Source organism: Actinocrinis sp. (assembly GCF_035650855.1).
Taxonomy (GTDB): Bacteria; Actinomycetota; Actinomycetes; order Streptomycetales; family Catenulisporaceae; genus Actinocrinis.
In genome coordinates, this window is sequence record NZ_DASRGV010000269.1 from 1 (window position 1) to 3,067 (window position 3,067).

A 3,067-nucleotide genomic window follows, 5' to 3' on the forward strand; every position below is an offset into this window, starting at 1 on the left:
CCGCGAACGCCACGTTGAGCAGCCACTCGTGATACTGCAGCTCCGACAGTCGCGCGGCGCTGCGGCCGCTCCAAACGGACTCTCCGATGCCGTGCACCGCACCCGCGCTGCCGCGCTCGTCGATCCAATCCCGCCAGGCCGGGATCAGCCGGCCCGGGTTCGTGCCGAGCGCCGTGAGGTCCATGAACGCCACCGAATCGCCGTCAGGCAGGTGATCGCGCAGCAGGTCGCAACGGTCCTGGGGGGCGCAGACCACGACGCAGGCGCCGGCGGCGCGCGCCTCGTCGACATAGGCCAGAAGCCCGTCGAGGTAGTCCTTCGTGCCGGCATACGGATAAAGCATGTGACGCAGGCCGGCGGCACCAGCGGCAGGCTGTTCAGAGGGGACGGGTGCAGCACTCACGGCGAGGTCTCCTGCGCCATTGTCACCACGTCCTGGCCGCCCGAGGTTGCAGAGCGAGGCGCCAGGCCCGCGCCGCTGGCGCGGCTTGCGGGCCGCCGGGTGGCCGCCCGGCCGAGCGCCGAGTCGAAAATCGACCATAGCGCACCCGACGCCGCTGCCAAGCCACCGCGCGCCAGCTTGGCACGGATGTACCATCATCAGCCGCCGAACGCCGCCAAGCTGCAAGGCTCTCGAAAGCGCACCGACGGATCGGCGCGATCGCGCGGCGACGGGCCGGTCAGCCCCGGCCGACGATGCCGCTCGCTGCCGGGGAGACGAATCCGACGACGTGTTCTTTCGTCGCGGGCTCTGGCCACACGACGGCCTGCGCGACGATCGCCTGCCCGCCGCTGACGGCTACCGCCGGGCTGCCGTGCAGGACGTAACCGAGGTCGAGGGCTTCGCTGACCCGCCGGCAGAACGCTTCGTCGTCCGGGCCGGTCAGCACGCGATAGCGGGGAAGGTCGTTCGGTGGTTTCGCCATGATTCGAGCATGCCACGGGGACTGATCGGCGTGGCGTGGCGCGGCGCCCTTGACGCGTTCGCTGTCAGCGAAAGCGAACGCGTCAAGGGCGCTGGTGCCTTCAGCCCAAGGACCGGCGGGCGGCGGCGGTGGAGGAACGGACCACGAGCCGCACCGGAAGCAGTCTGCCGCGTGGCGCCGCGTCCGGGCCGACGCGCGCGGGCGTCTGCGCGGATCCGCCGCACGCTTTTCCGAGCAGCAGTTCAACAGCCGACCGGCCGGCCTGCTCCAGCGGCAGCGACACGGTGGTCAGCCGCGGCGCGCCCATCGAGGCCATCGGGATGTCGTCGAAGCCGGTCACGCTCATCTCCAGCGGCACGTCGATCCGGCGGTCGCGCAGCCGGGCGATCACGCCGAGCGCCACCAGGTCGTTGTACGCGATGACGGCCGTGGCCCCGGATTCCAGCGCCAGGTCCGCCACGCGCGCGCCGGAGGCGAACTGCGGCGCGAAGGAGCCCAGGTCGACGATCCGCATGTCGGTGCCGTGACAGGCCTTGGCCAGTCCCCTACGCCGCTCGGCGTCGGCGAAGGATTCGCGCGGCCCTCCGGCATACGCGCAGCGGCGGTGGCCGAGCGCCGCGAGATGCGCGACGATCTGCCGGATCCCGTCGCCGCTGTCCAGCAGTACCGCGGGGAATCCGGGCAGCACCCGGTTGAACAGCACCGTGCTCGATTGGGGCCCGTTCGCTTGCAGCCCGTTCGGCTGGAGCCCGTTCGAACGCAGCGTGCGCGCGGGCCCGGGGAACTCGCGCAGCCGCGCCACCGGCAGCCGCGAGGAGAGCAGGATCAGCCCGTCCACCTGCCGGCTGATCGAGCTGAGCAGCTCCGCCTCGGCGACCGGGTCCTCCGAGGTGTCCGCGAGCAGCACGTGGTGCCCGCGCTCGCGCGCCGCCGCCTGCACTCCCTTCAGCACGCCGAGGAAGAACGGGTTGGCCACGTCGGGCACGACCGCGCCGATGAACCCGGTGCGCCCGGTGATCAGGCTGCGGGCGGCCCGGTTCGGCTCATAGCCGAGTTGCCGGGCCACCGCGATGACCCGCGCCCTGGTGCGTTCGGCAACCAGGTCGGGGGCGCTAAGGGCACGCGAGACGGTGGCTATAGACACGTCCGCGTGTCGCGCCACATCCCGGATAGTCACCGCCATCGCGCGCCTACCTCCTCGTTCGCAGGGCATGAGGAAACCCTGTTCGTCCGTAGGATCGGCCGTGCGCCGTCAGCCGGTCTTCACACGCAGCGCCGCGCCGGTCGTGCTCTTACCGGTCGCGCTCGACCCGGACGACGAGAAGAACCCGACGTCGTACGGGCTGCCGCTGCCACTCTGTACCAGGACATTATTGACCTTGACCGCCGATCCGTCAGTGGTCAGGAACGCCGGGCGGCCGTCGTTCTTGGCGAAGCCCACTTGGTCGTTCTGGAACGTGATGTTCCCGACGTGCCGCAGCCACCAGCCGTAGGCGGGCCGGGTGCCGTAGTCACGGGGAGCGTAGGTGGTCGCCTTCTCCGGCGGGTTGATGCTCGCGTCGGAGGCCGGGTCGCCGCCGGGGACGTTGAGGTTGACGTTGGTCAGCGTCACGCCGGTGACCGGGTGCCCGGGCAGTCCGGTGATGGTGCTGGTGAAGCTGCCGTTGTCGCTCAGGTTGGTGCCGGTGACGTCGGTGATGCTGACTGCGCTGATGGTGCCGGCGCCGGGATGCCCGGGGCAGCGGCCGCGCGAGCCGATCTTGATGAAGACCGGCGTGGCTGCGCGGGTCATGGTGATGTTGTCGTAGGTGATGTTCGAGATGTGCGCGCCGTCCATGGACACGATGCCGATGCCGGCCTTGCCCGCCTCGTTGACGGTGATGTGCGAGAAGTGCGCATCGCTGAAGTCGCCGCAGGTCTCCGAGCCGAACTGCAGCGCGTTGTTGCCGGTGGAGCCCACGGTCGTGTCGCTGACGTTGATGTGGTCGCTGGGGTAGGTGCGCCCCAGGGCGTAGTCGCTCTTGAAGACGAGCGCGTCGTCCGACGACTGGATCGTCGAGTTGGTGACCGAGACGTCGGAGGTGTTGATGATGTTGACTCCGTCGCGGTCGCTGGCGGTGGAGACCGTCAGGTGGTCGAGG

At 70.3% G+C, this 3,067-nt stretch carries 4 protein-coding genes; all 4 read right to left on the reverse strand.

All coding sequences use genetic code 11. The features are described 5' to 3' along the window. Positions 1-343 (reverse strand): MEDS domain-containing protein (locus VFB40_RS19425; protein WP_324852675.1); only part of this gene is annotated, 343 nt, incomplete at its 3' end. Between the two features lie 337 nt (positions 344-680). Further along, complete coding sequence (locus VFB40_RS19430; protein WP_349261554.1) at positions 681-929, reverse strand: DUF1737 domain-containing protein; 249 nt, start codon at positions 927-929, stop codon at positions 681-683. A gap of 97 nt (positions 930-1,026) precedes the next feature. Next, entirely contained in the window at positions 1,027-2,109 is a 1,083-nt protein-coding gene (locus tag VFB40_RS19435) for a LacI family DNA-binding transcriptional regulator (protein ID WP_324852678.1), read from the reverse strand. Between the two features lie 69 nt (positions 2,110-2,178). Then, the coding region (locus VFB40_RS19440) for a glycosyl hydrolase family 28 protein (RefSeq protein WP_324852681.1) at positions 2,179-3,067 on the reverse strand (889 nt) is incomplete at its 5' end.